This is a genomic window from Streptomyces sp. NPDC093984 (assembly GCF_044764595.1).
Lineage (GTDB): Bacteria > Actinomycetota > Actinomycetes > Streptomycetales > Streptomycetaceae > Streptomyces > Streptomyces cynarae.
Genome location: NZ_JBIWIM010000002.1, coordinates 230,422 through 246,102 on the forward strand (window position 1 = coordinate 230,422; position 15,681 = coordinate 246,102).

Genomic DNA, 15,681 nt, shown 5'->3' on the forward strand with positions numbered 1-15,681 from the left:
CCCCTCCGGACGTCCGGCTGCCGGCAACGGCACCCGGGTGGGGGGAAACGCAAACCAGGGGATTTCCACGGAGGGGAAACGACATGACGTACGACCTGGGGGGTGCCCGCGTCACCGTGGTGATGCCCACCTACAACGAGGCGGCGAACCTGCCGCGGATGGCCGAGGCGGTGCTGGGACTGCCGATCGACGGGCTGCACCTGAAGGTCGTCGACGACTCCAGCCCGGACGGCACCGGGCGGATCGCCGAGGAGCTGGCCGAGAAGCACAACTGGGACGGCCGGTGGCGGATGAGCGTGCTGCACCGCACCGAGAAGGACGGGCTGGGGCGCGCGTACGTGGCGGGCATGAGCGCCGCGCTCGCCGAGGGCGCCGCGTACGTCGTCCAGATGGACGCCGACGGCAGCCACCCGGTGGAGGCGGTGCCGCGCATGCTCGGCACGGCCGTGGCCTCCGGGGTCGGCCTGGTGATCGGCAGCCGGTACGTCGAGGGCGGTGCGCTGGACGAGGAGTGGGGCAAGCACCGGGTGCTGCTGTCCCGCTTCGCCAACCGGTACGCCCGAACCGTGCTCGGCACCAAGATCCGGGACATCACCGCCGGCTTCAACCTGTGGTCCGCGCAGACCCTTAGGGACGTCGACCTGGCCACCGTGGACAGCGCCGGCTACAGCTTCCAGGTGGAGCTGAAGTTCAAGGCCGTCCGGGCCGGTCACAGCGCCGTCGAGATCCCGATCCGGTTCGAGGAGCGCACCGAAGGCGTGTCCAAGATGAACCTCGCGACGCAGGTCGAGTCGGCGCTCGTGCCGCTGCGACTGCGGATGCGCAACCGACGGAGCTGACCTCACCATGAGCGGACGGCACGCGCTGCCCTCGCGGCTGGGGAACCTGTACCGCGAGATCGCGAAGTTCGGCCTGGTGGGGCTCTCGGGATTCGTACTCAACCTCGCGGTCTTCAACCTCATCAGAAGCGTGGCCCACTGGCAGACGGTCAGGGCGAGTGTGGCCGCGACCGCTGTCGCCATCATGGGCAACTACATCGGCCTCCGGTACTTCGCCTACCGGGACCGCGGCCAGGAGGAGCGGAGCGGCCAGAAGAAGGAGCTGGGTCTCTTCCTCTTCTTCAGCGCTGTCGGCCTGGTCATCGAGAACTCGGTCCTCTACGTGACCACCTACGCGTTCGGCTGGGACAGCACGCTCGCCAACAACATCTGCAAGTTCCTCGGCATCGGCATCGCGACCCTCTTCCGCTTCTGGTCCTACCGGACGTGGGTCTTCAAGACGGCCGGCCGCCCGCCGGAACACACCGTGGCGGTCTCCCACGGTGCCGCGCCCGCCTTCCACGCACCGCCGGCCGAGCCCGCCGAAACCTACTTCAGCTTCTCCGCCGAGAGGACATCATCATGAGCGAAGCCATCCTCCTCGTCGGCGGCAAGGGCACCCGGCTGCATCCGCTGTGCACCTTCACCCCCAAGCCGCTGCTGCTCGTGGCGGGTGTGCCGCTGCTGACCCACCAGCTGGCCCGCGCCGCGGCGGCGGGGGTGACCCGGATCGTCTTCGCCACGTCCTACCTGGCGGAGCTGTTCGAGCGGGAGTACGGCGACGGCGCCGGACTGGGCCTGGAACTCGTGTACGTCACCGAGACCGAGCCCCTGGGCACGGGTGGCGCGATCCGCAACGCCGCCCGCCATCTGACCTGCGGCCCCGACGAACCGGTCCTGGTCTTCAACGGCGACATCCTCAGCGGTCTCGACATCCAGGGCCTCAGGGACGGTCACGTCGCCTCCGGCGCCGACGTCACCCTGCATCTGACCCGGGTCGCGGACCCGCGGGCCTACGGGCTGGTCCCCACCGACGAGCACGGCCGGGTCATGACGTTCCTGGAGAAGCCCGAGCGCCCCGAGGAGATCGTCACCGACCAGATCAACGCGGGCTGCTACGTCTTCACCCGCTCCGTCATCGACACCATCCCCGAGGGCCGGGTCGTCTCCGTCGAGCGGGAGACGTTCCCCGGCCTGCTGGCCTCGGGCGCCCTCCTGCGCGGCGTCGTCGACGACACGTACTGGCTGGACCTCGGTACGCCGTCGGCCTTCGTGACCGGGTCCGCCGACCTGGTGCGCGGCCACGTGTCCTCGCCCGCGCTTCCCGGCCCGACCGGGGACGCGCTGATCCTGCCGGGGGCGCGGGTCGACCCGCTGGCGGTGCTGACGGAAGGCACGGCGGTGTGCGACGGCGCCGTGGTGGAGGCGGGGGCCGTCGTGGAGGGCAGCGTCGTCCTGCCCGGGGCGCGCATCGGCCGGGGGGCGCTGGTCCAGCGGTCCGTGGTGGGGCGCGACGCGGTCGTCGGCGAGTGCACCAGCGTCGTCGAGGCGGTGGTCGGGGACCACGCGCACCTGGGGCCGCACAACGAGGTCCCGGCGGGCGTGCGCGTCGACTGCGGCGTCCACCTGCCCGAGCGGGCGGTCCGCGTCTCGGTGCCCACACACCACGGCTGACCCCCGGCCCGGCATCGCGCCCGCCGAGCCCTCACCCGCACGGCCATCCCGAGGTGGCCGGCCGTGCGGGTGTCCGGCATCACAGCCGGGCCTTCCCGGCCAGGCCCCGCCGGTCGTGGGGGCCGGGATGCGGTAGCGCCGTGATGCCGTACCGCTGTGGTGCCGTAGTGCCGTAGTGCCGTACCGCCGTGGTGCCGTAGCGCCGTACCGCTGTGGTGCCGTACCGCCGTAGTGCCGTAGCGCCCCGTACCGCCGTAGCGCCGTACCGCCGTCGTGCCGTACCGCCGTCGTGCCGGAGCAGTCGGTCAGCTCGGCGTGGGCCGCCGCCGGCCGGGCCGGACCGGTTCCCCGACCGGCCCGGCGGCTTCGGCCCCGGCGGCGGGGTGGCTGCTCACTGGTTGGCCGCCGCCGACGCCTGGGCCTCGCCGCGGCGCCGGATCTGGCGGAACGCGAACTCGGCCAGGTCGTCGCCGGCCTGGAAGACCTTGGCGTCCTTGGTCGTCACGTCCTTGCCGTTGGTGAACCCGGCGAGCGTGAAGTACGCGTAGCGGCCGTAGGTGTTGGTCGTGGAGCGGCAGATGGCCGTACGGCAGAACGCGGGCACGCCCTGGCCGCTCAGCGACGCGATGATGCTCTTGTTGTCGGCCTCCTGCCTGGCCTTCGTGGCCTTGGCCGCGGTGTCGAACAGGGCCACGCCGACCGTGACCGCGACGCCGTCCTTCGTGTAGGTGGCGCGGATCAGGCGGGTGCAGCCGTTCCTGGTGAGCACCGCGGGCAAGGTGCGGAGGGCGGCCGACGCGCAGTTCGTGGTGGAGGCGGTGGCGCCCTTCTTGTAGACGTTCGTGCCCACGGTCAGCTGGGTGCCGGGGAACAGCGTGTCCGCGCTGATCGGGGCCGTGTCCTTCTTCGCGCTGGATATGAAGTCCATCGGGTTCAGCGGCGGAGGGGCCGAGGTCGGCGCGAAGGACGGGGCGGCGTCGGCGCTCCCACTAGGGATGTTCGCGGTACTCGGCAGGGCGCCGGCCGGCCTGTTCGACGCCTCGCTGCCGCCGTTCGCGGACACCACCGCGACGGCGACGGCGGCGCCGATCCCGACCGTGGCCAGGGCACCGCCGACGATCATCAGCACCCGACGGCGCTTGTTGCGGGCCTCCGAGGCCTCGGCGAGCGCGGCCCAGTCCGGCGAACCGCTCTGACTGCCCCACTGGGGTTGCTGGGAACTCGGTTTCCAGGGATCCCACTGGGGCTCCCCCTGCCCATAACTCATGCGGCGCATCTTAGACGGGCCAGGGGCACGCTTGTTCCCGTTCGGTAACCCCTGCGGCAACCGCACAGCCGGTGGCCCCGAGGCGCGACCGCGGCGAAGGCTTCGTTTTGACCCTTCTCATGGGCGCCGTTATCCTGGCTGTTCGTTGTGTGTATTGGCTTGCTCATTCTCACGTGAGGGGCCCTTACACCGGTCCACCGGGCCGATGACCAGCGACCAGCACGCGGCTTGCGTCACCGCTGTGCGGTCAGGGCTGTCGTGATCGTCTTCGGTGACCTTGTCAGGAACCTCACTGAAGAAGCGAAGGCTACGAACCGTGCGTACGTACAGCCCCAAGCCCGGCGATGTGACGCGTCAGTGGCACGTCATTGACGCGCAGGACGTCGTCCTGGGCCGTCTGGCCACCACCGCTGCCACTCTCCTGCGTGGCAAGCACAAGCCCATCTACGCGCCCCACGTGGACGCTGGTGACTTCGTCATCATCATCAACGCGGACAAGGTCCACCTGTCCGGCAACAAGCGGACCCAGAAGATGGCGTACCGCCACTCCGGCTACCCGGGTGGTCTGCGCTCGATCCGCTACGACGACCTGCTGGCGAACAACCCCGAGAAGGCCATCGAGAAGGCCGTCAAGGGCATGCTCCCCAAGAACTCCCTGGGCCGTCAGATGCTCTCGAAGCTGAAGGTCTACAAGGGTGACCAGCACCCGCACGCTGCCCAGCAGCCGGTGCCGTTCGAGATCACCCAGGTCGCGCAGTAAGTCCGGCCACCCCCTAAGACTGAAGAGAATCTGAGGAGAATCGTGGCCGAGACCACTGCCGAGCAGCCGCTCGAAGAGCTTGACATCGACAGCTACACCACCGAGACCGAGGTCCCGCTGGAGGGTGAGTACACCTCCGAGTCCCTCGCCTCCCGCTTCGGTGAGCCCCAGCCGGCCGCCGGCCTGGGCCGCCGCAAGAACGCCATCGCCCGCGTCCGGATCGTCCCGGGCACCGGCAAGTGGAAGATCAACGGGCGCACGCTCGAGGACTACTTCCCGAACAAGGTGCACCAGCAGGAGGTCAACGAGCCCTTCAAGGTGCTCGAGCTCGAGGGCCGCTACGACGTCATCGCCCGTATCGCGGGTGGCGGCGTCTCCGGTCAGGCCGGTGCGCTCCGTCTCGGTGTCGCCCGCGCCCTGAACGAGGCGGACGTCGACAACAACCGCGGTCCGCTGAAGAAGGCCGGCTTCCTGCGCCGCGACGACCGTGCGGTCGAGCGCAAGAAGGCCGGTCTGAAGAAGGCCCGCAAGGCTCCGCAGTACAGCAAGCGCTAATCGCGTCCGCTGGTCACAGCGGGCGACCCCCTGCCTGCTGTGCGCATGCACGCATCGCCCCGGCAGCACGTTCCGTGCCGCCGGGGCGGTTCGTTTACGGGGGACGGTGCTTATCACCGGCTTTTGGGGCTTATGGAGCAATCCCGACAGTCCCGGCGGGGGCTTCGGGGAAGCCATCACAGGACAGGGCCGCGGTACGTAGGCCGGTGGGGCGTAGCGTCCGCGGGACGCACGTCGGCGGGACACCCGTCGGCGAGACATGTGTCCTGTGGCACATACGTCCACAGGTTGTACGTTCGCGGGACTACGACAGCCGGGTGACATCGGCGGACGACGTCGGCGGGACGTACGTATTCCGCCCCTGTCCGGACACTCGGCAAGAGCCGCACATTCGCAGCAAGTTCGGAGGACACCACAGTGGGACGACTCTTCGGCACGGACGGCGTGCGCGGTGTCGCCAACGCGGATCTCACGGCCGAGATGGCGCTCGGCCTGTCCGTCGCGGCGGCGCACGTACTGGCCGAGGCGGGCACGTTCGAGGGCCACAAGCCCAAGGCGGTGGTGGGACGGGACCCGCGCGCGTCCGGGGAGTTCCTGGAGGCCGCCGTGGTCGCCGGTCTCGCCAGCGCCGGTGTGGACGTGCTGCGGGTCGGCGTGCTGCCCACCCCGGCCGTCGCGTATCTGACGGGCGCGCTCGGCGCGGACCTCGGCGTGATGCTCTCCGCCAGCCACAACGCCATGCCCGACAACGGCGTCAAGTTCTTCGCCCGCGGCGGCCACAAGCTCGCCGACGAGCTGGAGGACAAGATCGAGGCCGTGTTCGAGGAGCACCGCACCGGCGCCCCCTGGGACCGCCCCACCGGGGCCGGGGTCGGCCGGGTGACGTCCTACGACGAGGGCTTCGAGCAGTACGTGGCCCACCTCCTGGGCGTCCTGCCGAACCGTCTCGACGGGCTGAAGATCGTCCTCGACGAGGCGCACGGCGCCGCCTCCCGGGTCTCGCCCGAGGCGTTCACGCGCGCGGGCGCCGAGATCGTCACCATCGGCGCGGAGCCGGACGGCCTCAACATCAACGACGGCTGCGGCTCCACCCACCTGGACAAGCTGAAGGCCGCCGTCGTCGAGCACGGCGCCGACCTCGGCATCGCGCACGACGGTGACGCCGACCGCTGCCTCGCCGTGGACCACACCGGCGAGGAGGTGGACGGCGACCAGATCCTCGCCGTGCTCGCGCTGGCGATGCGGGAGCGTTCCGCGCTGCGCTCGGACACCGTCGTCGCGACGGTCATGTCCAACCTGGGCTTCAAGCTGGCCATGGAGCGCGAGGGCATCCACCTCGTGCAGACCGCGGTCGGCGACCGGTACGTGCTGGAGGAGATGAAGGAGAAGGACTACGCGCTCGGCGGCGAGCAGTCCGGCCACGTCATCATCCTCGACCACGCCACCACCGGCGACGGCACACTGACCGGCCTGCTGCTGGCCGCGCGGGTCGCCCAGAGCGGCCGTACGCTGCGGGAGCTTGCGTCCGTGATGGAGCGGCTGCCGCAGGTGCTGGTCAACGTGCCGGACGTCGACAAGTCCCGGGTCGGCTCGTCCCCGGACCTGGCCGCCGCCGTGACCGAGGCGGAGCGGGAGCTGGGCGCGACGGGGCGGGTGCTGCTGCGGCCGTCGGGCACCGAGCCCCTCGTACGGGTCATGGTCGAGGCCGCGGACATCGACCAGGCGCGGTCGGTGGCGGGACGGCTGGCGGACGCGGTGAAGTCGGCGCTGGGCTAGAGACGCCTCGCCTTCAGGGAACGTTCGCGCTGCCTGGACCAGATCCACTTCTGGGCCAGCAGCGTGAGCGTCCCCGCCACCACGATGCCCAGCAGGTTCAGCAGGAGCTGTTTCGTGGAGCCCCAGGTCTGCCCGGTGTCGCCGTAGCTCAGCGCGACGGCCGCGTTGGCGGCGGCCGGGATCGTCGTCACGGAGATGGCGACCCCGACGAGGGCGCCGGACTTGGCGGAGGTCAGGGAGAGCGTGCCGGCGGCTCCGGCGAGGACCGCCACGACGAGGGAGAACCAGTCGGGGGCGTAGACGAAGCCGGTGTTGGGCCGGGCGCTCTCCAACTGCTCCTCGCTGAACAGGCCGACCGCGTCCATGAACAGGCTGAACCCCACCGTCACGGCCATCGCCACCGCGAACCCCACCAGCAGCGCGGTCAGCGAGCGCAGCGCGAGCCGGGGCGCCCGCTGCACCAACGCCGTGCCGATCCCCGCCAGCGGGCCGAACTCCGGACCCACCGCCATCGCGCCCACGATCAGGATCGCGTTGTCGAGCACCACGCCGCACGCCGCGATCACGGTGGCCAGCGTGATGAACGCGAGATAGGTGATCGACAGCGTCGACTCCTCGTGCGTGGCCTCCGTCAGGTGCTCCCACAGCACCGCGTCCGCGCCCTCGCCCGGGGCCTCCGCCTCGGCCTTGTCGGCCTGCCTGGACAGCGACAGGTCGATGTTCTCGACGGCGATGGAACCGGTGCTCTCCAGCCCCAGCTCCTGGAGCGCGCTGAGGAGTTCGTCCGCGGCCTCGCGCGCGACGTCGCACATCACGACGTCCCCGGCGGGGTTGCGGGCGGCACCCGGTATGACGACGAGGTGCGCGGTGCCGACCGTCCCCTCGATCAGACGTACCGCCTCCGCCGTACGCTCGGTCGGGGTGATCAGACGCAGATGCAGCATCCCCGCAGGGTAGCCGTCAGAGTTTCCGCAGGCTCAGCCGCTGCACCTTGTGGTCCGGGCCCTTGCGCAGCACCAGGGTGGCGCGGCCGCGGGTGGGGGCGATGTTCTCCACCAGGTTGGGCTTGTTGACGGTGCGCCACATGGTGCCGGCGTAGTCGAGGGCCTCCTCCTCGGAGACCTGGGTGTACTTGCGGAAGTACGACGAGGGGTCCTGGAAGGCGGTCTCGCGCAGCTTGCGGAACCGGTTGAGGTACCACTGCTCGACGTCCTCGGTGCGCGCGTCGACGTACACGCTGAAGTCGAAGTAGTCCGCGAGACCGACCCGGGTGCGGCCGTCCTTGCCGGGCAGGGCGGGCTGGAGGACGTTCAGCCCCTCGACGATCAGGATGTCCGGGCGGCGCACGGTGAGCTTCCGGCCGGGGACGATGTCGTAGATCAGGTGGGAGTAGACGGGTGCGGTCACCTCGTCCTTGCCGGCCTTGATGTCGGCGACGAAACGGGTGAGCGCGCGGCGGTCGTACGACTCGGGGAACCCCTTGCGCGCCATCAGGCCCCGCGCCTGCAGTTCCCGCGTGGGCAGCAGGAACCCGTCCGTCGTCACCCGCTCCACCCGCGGGTGCTCCGGCCAGCGGGACAGCAGGGCCTGGAGAAGACGGGCCACGGTGGACTTCCCGACGGCGACGGAGCCGGCGACGCCTATCACGAACGGCGTCCCGGACTGGGAGCCCTGCTCGCCGAGGAAGGTGTTCAGGGCGCCCCTGAGGCCGTCCGTGGCCTTCACGTACAGGTTGAGCAGCCGGGACAGCGGCAGGTAGATGTCCCGCACCTCGTCGAGGTCGATGACGTCACCCAGACCGCGCAGCTTCTCGACCTCCTCGGCGGTCAGCGGCAGCGGCGTCTTGTCGCGCAGCGCACTCCACTCGGCACGGGTGAGGTCGACGTAGGGAGTCGCCTCCGGCCTGGGCCGGTGGGCGCTCCGGGGCATCGAGGAGACCGGAGAGATCACAGTCCATTGTTAACGGAGTTTGAACGGGGTGGGGGGTGGGCTGCGTCACGTGCCGCCCGGCTTCCGGATGGGCGGTGCAGTGACCCACTCGGCGAAGATGGCTGATTGTCGACCCCGGCTTCGACCCGTGCACTTCGAGGCTGTCCGGCGTTCGTACCCCGGTGGGAATTTCCGATTTCGGGCACGCGAGGGCGGGTATCGGCGGGCGTCGGACCGTAGGCTGCGGATCATGTGCGGAATCGTGGGTTACGTGGGATCGCAGTCGGCGCTCGACGTCGTGATGGCCGGGCTGAAGCGGCTGGAGTACCGGGGCTACGACTCGGCGGGCGTCGCCGTGCTCGCGGACGGCGGGCTGGCCGCGGCGAAGAAGGCCGGGAAGCTGGTCAACCTGGAGAAGGAGCTGGTCGACCGGCCGCTGCCGACCGGCACCACCGGCATCGGGCACACCCGGTGGGCCACCCACGGTGCGCCGAACGACCCCAACGCGCACCCGCACCTCGACAACGCGGGCCGCGTCGCCGTCGTCCACAACGGGATCATCGAGAACTTCGCGCTGCTGCGCGCCGAGTTGGAGGAACGGGGCCACACCCTCGCCTCCGAGACGGACACCGAGGTCGTCGCCCATCTGCTCGCCGAGGAGTTCTCCGTGACCGCGGACCTCGCGGAGTCGATGCGGCTGGTGTGCCGGCGCCTGGACGGCGCGTTCACCCTGGTCGCGGTGCACGCCGACGAGCCCGACGTGGTCGTGGGCGCGCGGCGCAACTCGCCGCTGGTCGTCGGCGTCGGCGAGGGCGAGGCCTTCCTCGCCTCGGACGTCGCCGCGTTCATCGCCCACACCCGGTCCGCGATCGAGCTGGGCCAGGACCAGGTGGTGGAACTGCGCCGCGACGGCGTCACGGTCACCGGCTTCGACGGCCGGCCCGCCGACGTGCACTCCTACCACGTCGACTGGGACGCCTCGGCCGCCGAGAAGGGCGGCTACGACTACTTCATGCTCAAGGAGATCGCCGAGCAGCCCAAGGCGGTCGCCGACACGCTCCTCGGCCGTATCGACGCCGCTGGTTCGCTGCGCCTGGACGAGCTGCGGATCTCGCCCGCGGAACTGCGCGAGGTCGACAAGGTGGTGATCGTCGCCTGCGGGACCGCCTTCCACGCCGGGCTGATCGCCAAGTACGCCATCGAGCACTGGACGCGGATCCCCTGCGAGGTCGAACTGGCCAGCGAGTTCCGCTACCGGGACCCCATCCTCGACCCGCGCACCCTGGTCATCGCCATCTCCCAGTCCGGCGAGACCATGGACACCCTGATGGCCCTGCGGCACGCCCGCGAGCAGGGCTCCAAGGTGCTGGCGATCTGCAACACCAACGGCTCGACGATTCCCAGGGAGTCGGACGCGGTCCTGTACACGCATGCGGGGCCGGAAGTCGCGGTGGCCTCCACGAAGGCGTTTCTGACGCAGCTCGTCGCCTGCTACCTGGTGGCCCTGTACCTGGGCCAGGTGCGCGGCACCAAGTGGGGCGACGAGATCCACGTCGTCATCCGCGACCTGTCGAGGATCTCCGACGAGGTCGAGCGGGTCCTGGAGACCATGGAGCCGGTACGCCGGCTGGCGCGCTCCCTCGCCGACAAGAACACGGTGCTGTTCCTGGGACGGCACGTCGGCTACCCGGTCGCCCTGGAAGGCGCCCTCAAGCTCAAGGAACTGGCGTACATGCACGCCGAGGGCTTCGCCGCTGGCGAGCTGAAGCACGGGCCGATCGCGCTGATCGAGCAGGACCTGCCGGTGGTCGTGGTGGTGCCCTCGCCGCGCGGACGCTCGGTCCTGCACGACAAGATCGTCTCGAACATCCAGGAGATCCGGGCGCGGGGTGCGCGCACGATCGTGATCGCGGAGGAGGGCGACGAGGCGGTCGTCCCCTACGCCGACCACCTGATCAGCATCCCGGCGACCCCGACCCTGCTCCAGCCGCTGGTCGCGACGGTGCCGTTGCAGGTCTTCGCCTGCGAGCTGGCCACGGCTCGGGGCAACGAGGTGGATCAGCCGCGGAACCTGGCGAAGTCCGTCACGGTGGAGTAGGGGAACGTTCTCGGCGTGGATGCCACCCCGGGCCCGGAGGGCACGGGGGTCAGCCGCGGGCGAGCTTGGCGCGGCGGTACGCCCGGTGGGTGTAGCGGATCAGCACCGCGGCCGGCAGGACCGCCCTGGCCAGGATGCTCCACGCCGGGTGGGTCTCGTCGGACAGGCGGACGACGGCGAACAGGAGCCCCAGCCCGAACACCACGTCCAGCGCCACCAGGAGGACCAGGCCGACGGGCCACCTCCGGAGCGCCGCCTTCCCGCTGTCGCCGCCCCGGGCCGTCGGCACGGTGGTCTCCCGCTTGCGCGGCTGCGGGATCCGCTCCGGTTCACGGGCCGGCAGCGGGACGACCGCGGCGGCGGGGACGGCCGCGTCCAGCGCCGCGATCCGCTCGGCCGTGACGCCCTCGAACAAGGTCGGCTCGACGGCCACGCGGAAGCCGTCGAGGCCGGTCAGGACGCGGCCCCCGTCGGGGCGGGTGGTCATCGCGGCGCACGCGTCGTACCGCACGGTGACCGGGCCGCCCGGCAGCAGCAGGCTCACACCCTCGGCGCCGATCACCAGCGTGACGCCGTCGTCCTCCAGCGACGGGTGCCGGGTACCGGCGAGCGCGGACGACGAGTACTGCGGGGCGGGCTCGAAGCCCGCCCACTCGGCGCCCCGGGTGGGCACCTGGAGCAGCCCGCCGTCCCAGGCCTCACGGGCGACCTCGCGCAGGTCCGCGACCGTGACCGCCCGCACCTCGGCCATGTGCTGCTCGGGGGAGAGGATCCGGTGGCCGAGCAGCAGACTGAGCGCGTACGACGGCAGCAGCGCGGCGCCGAGGTCGGGAGTGTCGTACCGCTTGAGCATCTTGCCGCGCGCGGAGTCCAGTTCGGCCTGCTCGATACGGCCGGCGCGCAGGCGGGCGAGCGTGTCGACGAACCCGCCGACCACCGCGGCCTGCTTCTTGGGCAACGCGTCGGCGTACGCGGTGAGGGTGGCGAAGTCCGCGTCGCGCGGGCTGTAGTCGGCCTCCGCCGTGTACGAGTACCCGCCCTCGTGACGCAGGTCCTGGAAGAGGGCGCGGCCCAGGACGTCGGCGAAGACGGAGGCAGCGGTGGAGCGGCGCAGTACGGCGTTGAAGACGACGTGGCCGTCGTCGCCGCGGATGTAGGCGGGCGTGACGGGCAGCGCGCTGGACGCGGCCGGTGCCGGGATGCGGCTGCCGGTGGGCAGGGTGAGGTCGAGGCCGTCCGGTACCCGGTCACTGGTGATCCACAGCACGGCGTTGTCCCGGGTGAAGCGGGTCTCGGCCCAGTCCCGTACCTGGTCGGCCGTCAGTCCCCAGGTGCCCAGTTCGTCGTAGCTGGACAGGCCGTATCCCTGGGCGCCGTAACGCCACAGCGGCATCTGGGAGTTGACGCCGTTCGCCCGGCTCGCGGCCTCCGTGCGGAGGATCTCCTTCTCCGTTTCCAGACGCTCCAGCGGCAGGTCGCGCAGGGCCGCGCAGACGTCGTTGAGGTAGGTGACGACCTCGTCCTCGCCGCCGGTGACGTGGAAGAGGGTGTATGTGTTCGCCGTGGCGCCGTTGTAGTGCCCGTCGGACATGCCCAGGCGGTGCAGCGCGAGGTGTTCGACGAGGTGGGTGACGCCGGAGGTGGCCAGGGTCTCGTCGGCGCGACCCACGCGGAAGAAGAGGCCGGCGGTGATGTCGCCGGGACGCGGGGCGTGCAGGACGGGGACGCCCTGGACGGTGGTGTGGGCGACCACGCCGTCGAGAGCGGCGAGGTGGGTGAGGTCCGCGGCCTCAGGTCTCATGGTCGCGTCGTGCGTGGTCATCTTCCGTCTCCCCCTCAGAGCGTCGCCAGCGCGGCCGTGCGGTACTTCGCGAACCGGCTCTTCCAGTCGGCCAGGTACTGCCACGAGGACTTGGAGGCCGTGTTGCCCAGGGCGGCGAAGTGCGGGGCGGCGTCCTCCAGGTGGCCGCCGAGCGAGAAGGCCAGGGCGAAGGCGCTGTGCCCGGTGATCCAGTGCCAGCCCGGCCGGTAGTCCGGGTGCAGCACGGACACCTGGGCGGCGTGACGGAGGTCGTCGCGGACGGGCAGGCCCCGCATGTAGGCCGTCGCCTCGCTCCCGTCCAGCTCCAGCCAGTGTTCGATATGGGCCTCGGCGACCAGGATCCCGGCCTGCGATCCGTCCGGCGCCGCGCTCGCGCACTCCTGGGCGAAGCCGTGCGCGTCCTCCCAGGAACCGCCCCACTTCGGGCAGAGCTGTTGCAGCAACTGCGACTGGGCGCGGAAGTGGTGGGGGTGGTGGGCCGAGAGCCGGTCGTAGCGGCGCCGGGCCTCGGACTGCCCCAGCTCCAGGCCGCGGGCGGTGAGCAGCCGGGCGGTCCAGGCGGGGGCGTACGCGGGCTGTTCCGCGCACACCTCGATGAGCATCTGCTCGGCCTTGCGCAGCCAGGCGTGGAACTGGTCGAACTGGTCCCGGGAGACGTGCTTGGCACGGGCACCGCTGCGGATGCCCCAGCCGATGCGGATGTACCGCTCGGCGAGCAGTGTGGCCGGCAGCGGGTTGCCGGGCAGGGCCGCCGCGGCCTTCTCCAGGTACTCCTCGGTCCCGTCGATGTCGGCGAGGGCGCCGACGGCGAAGGACACCTTGTCGACGGAGTCGAGCCCGGCGAAGAAGGCCTGGGTGGCAGCCCAGTCACCGGCCCGGGCGGCGGTGCGCAGCGGGGCGAGCCCGGGCAGCGCGTCGAACGGATCGGTCACCGGCTCCGACGCCGTGCCGGTACTGCTCATGCGTCCGCCCCCCTGGCGTTTTTCGGATGCACCTCGACTGCGCGGCGCGCCGGCTGTTCCCCCAGGGCGCGCGATCGAGCCTGCGCAGGCTAGCAGGGAGCTGTGACGTGAGGGGACTGGGTTTTGAGGGCTTCGACGAAGGTGGTGAAGGCGGCGGTGGGGAAGGAGAGGGGGGCGCGGGCCAGCGCCTTGGAGTCGCGGACGGCTATGTGGGTGCGGCGGTTGGCGATTTCCACGCAGGAGTTACCGTCGCCACCGGCGGAGTAGGAGGACTTCCGCCAGTTGGTGGGAGTGGTCACGGTGCGCCTCACAATTCCTTGAGCAAGCCGTGGATGAAGTCACGCGACCGTTCGGGATCGAGCGACGCAGCTTCCACCCTACGGAAGAGTGTTCGAAGGACGCCGAGTTGGGCTTCGGCATCGACAAAGCCCGTGCCATGCGGTGCATCGCGAACTGCGGTGTCGAGTTTCGGTACCGCACCACCTGCCCGCGCGCCGTCACCGTCAGCCGCCGGACCCTCCGTCTCATCCTCACCATGCACGGCCTGATCCGCCTGGTCGACACCGCTGAACTCCTCGCGACCGAGCTGGTCTCCAACGCCGTACGCCACACGAAGGGGCCCGCGGCCCTGCGGGTGCGCTGGTCCGCGGGCGTGTTGCGGATCGGGGCGTGGGACGCCGACCCCGAGCCGCCGGAGCCGCCCGTACCGCTGGAGCAGGTGGACGACGTGGAGGAAGGGAGGGGGCTGGCGCTCGTCCGGGCGTGCGCCGACCTGTGGGGCTGGCAGCCGCTGGCGAGGGGCGGCAACCGGGGCAAGGTCGTCTGGTGCGAGCTCGCCGCCGCATAGGCCCTGTCCCGCCCGCCGAACTGCAACACATCCCGGAAATCTGTCGCACCTGTGGATCAACCCCCTGCCCGTCCATCTGTGCCGGAAGCCCGGCACGACTCGTCCCGGTCCGCCTCGTTCTCGTTCTGCGCGTCGCCCATGTCCTTGTCCCGCTGGTACCTCATCGCCTGGGACCTCGACCGTGACGACTGGCGCACCTTCCGCGTCGACCGCATACGCCCCCGCACCCCCAACCGGCCCGCGCTTCACCCGACGCGGTCTCCCCGGCGACGACGTGGCCGCGTTCGTCACCGGACGATTCCGAGGGGCTGACGGCTCCACCACCGACTGGCCCTGCCATGGCGAAGTCGTCCTCGGCCTCCCCGCGCAGGCTGTGGCCCCCGTCGCGCAGGACGGAATCGTCGAGGAACTCGGCCCCGACCGCTGTCGCTTCACCCTCGGCTCCTGGATCGGCCCACCCCAACTGGCCAGTGCCTTCGGCGAACTGGCCGCGCGCTACGCCAACGCGGGCTGCGGAGCATCCGAGACGTGGCCGGGGGTTCTTCTCGTCCACGGCACGAGCGGGACGGGGGAGGAGCGGCATGCTCCAGGCTTCACCGGGCCAGTGTTTTCAGGCTTCCGGCGCGGTCAGCCACGCGCTGACGCGGGCCAGCGCGGAGGGGCCGGAGTCCGAGGTGACGTCCTGGACCAGATCGGCGATCGAGACCGCGCGCAGGGCTTCCCGCCAGGCCGTGTCCGCCGCGGTCATCGCGCGGGCGATCGGGCAGGGCGCGGTGCACGACTCGGCCGGGGTGGCGAGCGGGCCGCGCTGGCGGATCTCCGTGCAGGTGAACGCCTGGCCGGGGCCGTCGACCGCCTCCACCACATCGAGCACGGTGATCGAGGCTGGTTCCCGGGTGAGCACGTAGCCGCCCGACTTGCCCTGGACCGAGCGCACGAGCCCAGCCCGGGAGAGCGCCTGCAGCTGCTTGGCCAGATAGCTCGCCGAGACGTCGTGCAGCTCCGCCAGCCTGGTCGCGGGCACGGGCTCCTGGACCGACGTGAGCACGACGCAGCAGTGCAGGGCCCACTCGACTCCGCCGGACATCTTCACGCGCCCACTCTAATCAGACCGCTTGACTCGGACAATTTATGTCCGTGTATAGTCCCGGACAGATCGTGTCCGAGTTTGGT

15 protein-coding genes and 2 pseudogenes are annotated in these 15,681 nt (G+C 71.0%); 9 read left to right on the plus strand and 8 right to left on the minus strand.

The window, feature by feature from the left end; all coding sequences use genetic code 11:
- The first annotated feature begins 83 nt into the window (after positions 1 to 83).
- The 3 genes from ACIRC0_RS08910 to ACIRC0_RS08920 are packed head-to-tail and all read left to right on the plus strand — an operon-like array spanning position 84 to position 2,492.
- Entirely contained in the window at positions 84 to 839 is a 756-nt protein-coding gene (locus ACIRC0_RS08910; RefSeq protein WP_403613245.1) for a polyprenol monophosphomannose synthase, read from the plus strand.
- A 7-nt stretch (positions 840 to 846) separates the two neighbouring features.
- Positions 847 to 1,404 (plus strand): GtrA family protein, encoded by a 558-nt coding sequence (locus ACIRC0_RS08915; protein WP_403613247.1) that lies wholly within the window; start codon positions 847 to 849, stop codon positions 1,402 to 1,404.
- A complete protein-coding gene (locus ACIRC0_RS08920; RefSeq protein WP_403613250.1) occupies positions 1,401 to 2,492 on the plus strand; it encodes a sugar phosphate nucleotidyltransferase in 1,092 nt (363 codons plus the stop codon). Before ACIRC0_RS08915 ends, ACIRC0_RS08920 begins: the two co-directional genes overlap by 4 nt.
- A gap of 391 nt (positions 2,493 to 2,883) precedes the next feature.
- On the opposite strand, the gene ACIRC0_RS08925 is transcribed toward ACIRC0_RS08920, so the two are convergent.
- Complete coding sequence (locus ACIRC0_RS08925) at positions 2,884 to 3,759, minus strand: hypothetical protein (protein ID WP_403613252.1); 876 nt, start codon at positions 3,757 to 3,759, stop codon at positions 2,884 to 2,886.
- A gap of 316 nt (positions 3,760 to 4,075) precedes the next feature.
- Between ACIRC0_RS08925 and rplM the strand changes: the two genes are divergently transcribed.
- From rplM to glmM, 3 genes are all read left to right on the plus strand, one after another.
- Complete coding sequence (gene rplM, locus ACIRC0_RS08930) at positions 4,076 to 4,519, plus strand: 50S ribosomal protein L13 (protein ID WP_200418844.1); 444 nt, start codon at positions 4,076 to 4,078, stop codon at positions 4,517 to 4,519.
- Positions 4,520 to 4,561: 42 nt separating this feature from the next.
- A complete protein-coding gene (gene rpsI, locus ACIRC0_RS08935; protein ID WP_103837531.1) occupies positions 4,562 to 5,074 on the plus strand; it encodes a 30S ribosomal protein S9 in 513 nt (170 codons plus the stop codon).
- Between the two features lie 417 nt (positions 5,075 to 5,491).
- Entirely contained in the window at positions 5,492 to 6,850 is a 1,359-nt protein-coding gene (gene glmM, locus ACIRC0_RS08940) for a phosphoglucosamine mutase (RefSeq protein WP_403613255.1), read from the plus strand.
- On the opposite strand, the gene ACIRC0_RS08945 is transcribed toward glmM, so the two are convergent.
- The gene (locus ACIRC0_RS08945) at positions 6,847 to 7,794 is read right to left on the minus strand and encodes a DUF389 domain-containing protein (RefSeq protein ID WP_403613257.1); all 948 of its coding nucleotides are present in this window, start codon (positions 7,792 to 7,794) and stop codon (positions 6,847 to 6,849) included. The genes glmM and ACIRC0_RS08945 overlap by 4 nt on opposite strands.
- A 16-nt stretch (positions 7,795 to 7,810) precedes the next feature.
- Complete coding sequence (gene coaA, locus ACIRC0_RS08950; protein WP_403614668.1) at positions 7,811 to 8,779, minus strand: type I pantothenate kinase; 969 nt, start codon at positions 8,777 to 8,779, stop codon at positions 7,811 to 7,813.
- Between the two features lie 250 nt (positions 8,780 to 9,029).
- Between coaA and glmS the strand changes: the two genes are divergently transcribed.
- A complete protein-coding gene (gene glmS / locus ACIRC0_RS08955; RefSeq protein WP_403613260.1) occupies positions 9,030 to 10,877 on the plus strand; it encodes a glutamine--fructose-6-phosphate transaminase (isomerizing) in 1,848 nt (615 codons plus the stop codon).
- A 49-nt stretch (positions 10,878 to 10,926) separates the two neighbouring features.
- Here glmS and ACIRC0_RS08960 read toward each other — a convergent pair whose 3' ends face one another.
- The 4 genes and pseudogenes from ACIRC0_RS08960 to ACIRC0_RS08975 form a co-directional block, all read right to left on the minus strand.
- Positions 10,927 to 12,699, minus strand: coding sequence for a M16 family metallopeptidase (locus ACIRC0_RS08960; protein ID WP_403613262.1), 1,773 nt, complete (start codon positions 12,697 to 12,699; stop codon positions 10,927 to 10,929).
- 14 nt (positions 12,700 to 12,713) lie between these two features.
- Complete coding sequence (locus ACIRC0_RS08965) at positions 12,714 to 13,661, minus strand: hypothetical protein (RefSeq protein ID WP_403613264.1); 948 nt, start codon at positions 13,659 to 13,661, stop codon at positions 12,714 to 12,716.
- Between the two features lie 89 nt (positions 13,662 to 13,750).
- The gene (locus ACIRC0_RS08970; RefSeq protein ID WP_403613267.1) at positions 13,751 to 13,960 is read right to left on the minus strand and encodes a DUF397 domain-containing protein; all 210 of its coding nucleotides are present in this window, start codon (positions 13,958 to 13,960) and stop codon (positions 13,751 to 13,753) included.
- 8 nt (positions 13,961 to 13,968) lie between these two features.
- Positions 13,969 to 14,148 (minus strand): annotated as a pseudogene (locus ACIRC0_RS08975) (transcriptional regulator); the annotation flags it as partial.
- Between ACIRC0_RS08975 and ACIRC0_RS08980 the strand changes: the two are divergent.
- Together ACIRC0_RS08980 and ACIRC0_RS08985 are read left to right on the plus strand one after the other, a co-directional pair.
- A complete protein-coding gene (locus ACIRC0_RS08980; RefSeq protein ID WP_403613269.1) occupies positions 14,098 to 14,508 on the plus strand; it encodes an ATP-binding protein in 411 nt (136 codons plus the stop codon). The pseudogene ACIRC0_RS08975 and the gene ACIRC0_RS08980 sit on opposite strands and share 51 nt — an antisense overlap.
- Positions 14,509 to 14,658: 150 nt before the next feature.
- Positions 14,659 to 14,765 (plus strand): annotated as a pseudogene (locus ACIRC0_RS08985) (WYL domain-containing protein); the annotation flags it as partial.
- A 353-nt stretch (positions 14,766 to 15,118) separates the two neighbouring features.
- On the opposite strand, the gene ACIRC0_RS08990 reads toward ACIRC0_RS08985, so the two are convergent.
- Positions 15,119 to 15,595 (minus strand): RrF2 family transcriptional regulator, encoded by a 477-nt coding sequence (locus ACIRC0_RS08990; protein ID WP_403614671.1) that lies wholly within the window; start codon positions 15,593 to 15,595, stop codon positions 15,119 to 15,121.
- Between the last annotated feature and the right edge of the window lie 86 nt (positions 15,596 to 15,681).

Bases quoted from the DNA above. Each gene is read 5' to 3' on its own strand.
- ACIRC0_RS08910 (WP_403613245.1), top strand. From the start codon at position 84: ATGACGTACGACCTGGGGGGTGCCCGCGTCACCGTGGTGATGCCCACC.
- ACIRC0_RS08915 (WP_403613247.1), top strand. From the start codon at position 847: ATGAGCGGACGGCACGCGCTGCCCTCGCGGCTGGGGAACCTGTACCGC.
- ACIRC0_RS08920 (WP_403613250.1), top strand. From the start codon at position 1,401: ATGAGCGAAGCCATCCTCCTCGTCGGCGGCAAGGGCACCCGGCTGCAT.
- ACIRC0_RS08925 (WP_403613252.1), bottom strand. From the start codon at position 3,759: ATGAGTTATGGGCAGGGGGAGCCCCAGTGGGATCCCTGGAAACCGAGT.
- ACIRC0_RS08945 (WP_403613257.1), bottom strand. From the start codon at position 7,794: ATGCTGCATCTGCGTCTGATCACCCCGACCGAGCGTACGGCGGAGGCG.
- coaA (WP_403614668.1), bottom strand. From the start codon at position 8,779: ATGCCCCGGAGCGCCCACCGGCCCAGGCCGGAGGCGACTCCCTACGTC.
- glmS (WP_403613260.1), top strand. From the start codon at position 9,030: ATGTGCGGAATCGTGGGTTACGTGGGATCGCAGTCGGCGCTCGACGTC.
- ACIRC0_RS08960 (WP_403613262.1), bottom strand. From the start codon at position 12,699: ATGACCACGCACGACGCGACCATGAGACCTGAGGCCGCGGACCTCACC.
- ACIRC0_RS08965 (WP_403613264.1), bottom strand. From the start codon at position 13,661: ATGAGCAGTACCGGCACGGCGTCGGAGCCGGTGACCGATCCGTTCGAC.
- ACIRC0_RS08980 (WP_403613269.1), top strand. From the start codon at position 14,098: ATGCGGTGCATCGCGAACTGCGGTGTCGAGTTTCGGTACCGCACCACC.
- ACIRC0_RS08990 (WP_403614671.1), bottom strand. From the start codon at position 15,595: ATGTCCGGCGGAGTCGAGTGGGCCCTGCACTGCTGCGTCGTGCTCACG.